The sequence below is a fragment of the Burkholderia sp. LMG 13014 genome, from assembly GCF_905232215.1.
GTDB lineage: Bacteria > Pseudomonadota > Gammaproteobacteria > Burkholderiales > Burkholderiaceae > Burkholderia.
Window position 1 is genome coordinate 1 of the sequence record NZ_CAJNKE010000624.1, and the last position, 3,338, is coordinate 3,338.

General features: G+C 67.4%; 4 protein-coding genes and 1 pseudogene. 3 read left to right on the forward strand and 2 right to left on the reverse strand.

Annotated features, from left to right (window positions below):
• From JYJ84_RS32070 to JYJ84_RS32080, 3 genes and pseudogenes are all read left to right on the forward strand, one after another.
• Positions 1 to 175: pseudogene (locus tag JYJ84_RS32070) on the forward strand (molybdopterin molybdenumtransferase MoeA); the annotation flags it as partial.
• 39 nt (positions 176 to 214) lie between these two features.
• Positions 215 to 490 carry a hypothetical protein gene (locus JYJ84_RS32075; protein ID WP_006476519.1) on the forward strand — a complete coding sequence of 92 codons (276 nt, stop codon included), beginning with the start codon at positions 215 to 217 and terminating at the stop codon, positions 488 to 490.
• The gene (locus JYJ84_RS32080) at positions 487 to 972 is read left to right on the forward strand and encodes a GNAT family N-acetyltransferase (RefSeq protein WP_043181945.1); all 486 of its coding nucleotides are present in this window, start codon (positions 487 to 489) and stop codon (positions 970 to 972) included. The genes JYJ84_RS32075 and JYJ84_RS32080 overlap by 4 nt, the downstream gene beginning before the upstream one ends.
• 90 nt (positions 973 to 1,062) lie before the next feature.
• On the opposite strand, the gene rmuC is transcribed toward JYJ84_RS32080, so the two are convergent.
• Together rmuC and JYJ84_RS32090 are read right to left on the reverse strand one after the other, a co-directional pair.
• A complete protein-coding gene (gene rmuC, locus JYJ84_RS32085; protein WP_175221289.1) occupies positions 1,063 to 2,541 on the reverse strand; it encodes a DNA recombination protein RmuC in 1,479 nt (492 codons plus the stop codon).
• A partial coding sequence (locus JYJ84_RS32090; RefSeq protein ID WP_205189958.1) for a D-glycerate dehydrogenase occupies positions 2,538 to 3,338 on the reverse strand: 801 nt, incomplete at its 5' end. The genes JYJ84_RS32090 and rmuC, both read right to left, overlap by 4 nt.

A 3,338-nucleotide genomic window follows, 5' to 3' on the forward strand; every position in this document is an offset into this window, starting at 1 on the left:
CATCGCGACACGCGCCGACGACGGCCGCTGGCACGTCGCACCGGCCGGCTCGCAGAGTTCCGCATCGCTGAGCGGCCTCTCGGCCGCCAACTGTTTCATCGTCCTGGGCCACGATACCGCGGCAGTCGACGCGGGCACCCCGGTCGACATCCTGCCGCTCGACGGCCTGATCTGAATTCCACTATCGGTATATCTCTACGGGGGCAATCCGCACATGAAGAAACAAATTTCGTCGATCGCCGCGGGGCAAACCGCAAAGGCGCTGATCCTCGTCTACCTGACGTTCAGCGTGCCGATCGTGCTGCTTGGCATTCTCGTCGCGTACATCCGCTACGGGATGGTCGAGCTGAGCACGATCCTGAGCGCGCTGCTGCTGAACGCCATCCTCGGCTTCGTGCTGCTGTGGATCGCATGCCACGCGTACAACTGGGTCGCATCGCGCTTCGGCGGCATCGAGATCGTGCTGTCCGATCCGCCGGAGGAAGCGTGAGCGGCACACCGCTGATCCGCGCGGCCCAAGCGCGCGACGTCGGCGCGATCCTCGCGTTGATGCGCGAACTGGCCGAGTTCGAGAAGCTCACGCACCTGTTCGTCGCGACCGAGGCCGATCTCGCCGACGCACTGTTCGGCGCGCACCCTGCTGCCGAGGCGCGAGTGGCCGAACGCGACGGCGCGATCGTCGCGTATGCACTGTTCTTCCACAATTATTCGACGTTCCTCGGCCGTCGCGGCCTCTATCTCGAGGATCTGTACGTGCAGCCGTCGCAGCGCGGCACGGGCCTCGGCACCGCGATGCTGCGTCACCTCGCGGCATTGGCCGTCGAACGCCGGTGCGCGCGCTTCGAATGGTCGGTTCTCGACTGGAACCAGCCTGCGATCGATTTCTACGAAAAGATGGGCGCAACCGTGCTGCCCGACTGGCGCATCGTGCGCGTCACGGGCGACGCGCTGGATACGCTCGCCGGACATTGACCGCGGGCCGGCCACGCCGGCAAGTGCTGCAAAAGAAAACGGGCGCCGCGGCGCCCGTTTTTGCTTTCAGGCCGATGTCGGCCGTGTACGTCATGCGTCGTCCGCGTCGGCGCCGTCGTTACCTTCCGAGCCGAGCAGCCCGGCCGCCGTATCACCCGGCAACGCCTCGACCTGCTTCAGCTTGCGGTTCATCACGCGCGTGCGCTGCTCGGCAGCCTCGATCGAGCGCGTAACCGTTTCGAGCTGCGACTTCGTGCGCGCGAGCACGTCGCCGAACTTGCCGAACTCCGTCTTCACCGCGCCGAGCACCTGCCACACCTCGCTCGACCGTTGCTCGATCGCGAGCGTACGGAAACCCATCTGCAAGCTGTTCAGCAATGCGGTGAGCGTCGTCGGGCCGGCGACCGTCACGCGATAGTCGCGCTGCAGCAGGTCGGTCAGCCCCGGGCGACGCAGGATCTCCGCATAGAGCCCTTCAGTCGGCAGGAACAGCAACGCGAAATCGGTCGTGTGCGGCGGCGCGACGTACTTCTCGGCGATCGTGCGCGCCTCCTGCCGCACGCGCGCTTCGAGCGCGCGGGCCGCTTCCTCGACCGCCACCGCATCGGCACGCTCCTGCGCATCGATCAACCGCTCGTAGTCTTCGCGCGGGAATTTCGCGTCGATCGGCAGCCACACGGGCGGTGCATCGCGCGTGCCGGCATCGCGCCCCGGCAGCCGGATCGCGAACTCGACGCGCTCGCTGCTCTTCGGCACCGTCGCGACGTTCTTCGCGTACTGCTCGGGCGTCAGCATCTGTTCGAGCAGCGCCTCGAGTTGCACTTCGCCCCAGGTGCCGCGCGTCTTCACGTTGGTCAGCACTTTCTTCAAGTCGCCGACGCCGGCTGCGAGCGTCTGCATCTCGCCGAGCCCGCGATGCACCTGCTCGAGCCGGTCCGACACGAGCTTGAACGATTCGCCGAGCCGCTGCTCGAGCGTCGCGTGCAGTTTCTCGTCGACGGTGCGGCGCATCTCCTCGAGCTTCGCCGCGTTGTTCGTCTCGATTTCCTTCAGCCGCTGTTCGAGCGTCGCGCGCACCTCGCCGATCCGGCGGTCGTTCGCTTCGGTCAGTTGCGTGAGCTGCCGGTTCAACGTGTCGCCAAACAGCCTGAGCGCACCCGTCTGCTCTTCGCGCGCCTGTTGCGCGTGGCGCTGCGTGTTCTCGCGCATCGCGTCGAACTGCTGCGCATTGCCGGCGACGAGCTTGCCGAGCTGCTGCGCGAAACCCTCGATCTGGTTGTTCTGCACGGTCGCCACGCTCGTCAGTTGCGCGGCGAGCGTCTGCTGGAGCTGCGCGAAGCTGCCGGCCAACTCGGTGCGCGAGCCACGCGCGTTCTCGACGATCTCGCCGCGTAATTCGCGTTCGAGCCGCTCGACCGCGCGCGCCTGCGCATGCGCGGCGTCCTCGATCTGGTCACCCAGTACCGCCGCATCGTCGTGGTGGCCACCGCCACGCACGAGCGCGACGATCGCCACGGCAAGCGCGACGGCCAGCACGACGACCGCCGCAAGCAACAACGTCATCGTCATGCGCGCGGCTTCCCGATCACATCAGGGTTGATCGGATTCGGCGGCTGCCCCGCGCTCGGCCCCTCGCCCAGCGCGGCGATCAGGTTGTCGGCGGCGAGGTTCGCCATCGCGCGGCGCGTCTTTTCGGTCGCGCTCGCGATATGCGGCGTCAGCACGACGTTCGGTACCTCGAGCAGTGCCGGATGGACCGTCGGCTCGCCTTCATACACGTCGAGGCCGGCCGCGGCGATCGTCCCGTCGCGCAGCGCGACGGCCAGCGCCGCGTCGTCGACGATCCCGCCGCGCGCGATGTTGGTCAGCGTCGCGGTGGGCTTCATCTTCGCGAGTTCGGCCGCACCGATCGTGTGATGGTTCTCCTTCGTGTACGGCAGCACGAGCACGACGTGATCGGCACGGGCGAGCAGTGCATCCTTCGACACGTATTCGGCATTCAGCTCGGCCTCGATCTCGGGCGCGACCCGCGACCGGTTGTGATAGATCACCTGCATCCCGAAGCCGCGCGCGCGGCGCGCGAGCGCCTGGCCGATACGCCCCATCCCGATGACGCCGAGCGTCGAGCCGTAAATGTCGCTGCCGAGGAAGCCGTCGTACGCCCACTTCTGCCAGTGGCCGGCGCGCAGCCAGTGCTCGGATTCGGCGATCCGGCGTGCCGCGGCCATCATCAGCGCCCAGCCGAAATCGGCGGTCGACTCGTTCAGCACGTCGGGCGTGTTGGTGCCGAGCACGTTCGCCGCGTTGAACGCGGCCATGTCGAAATTGTTGTAGCCGACCGCCATGTTCGCCACGACGCGCAGGCG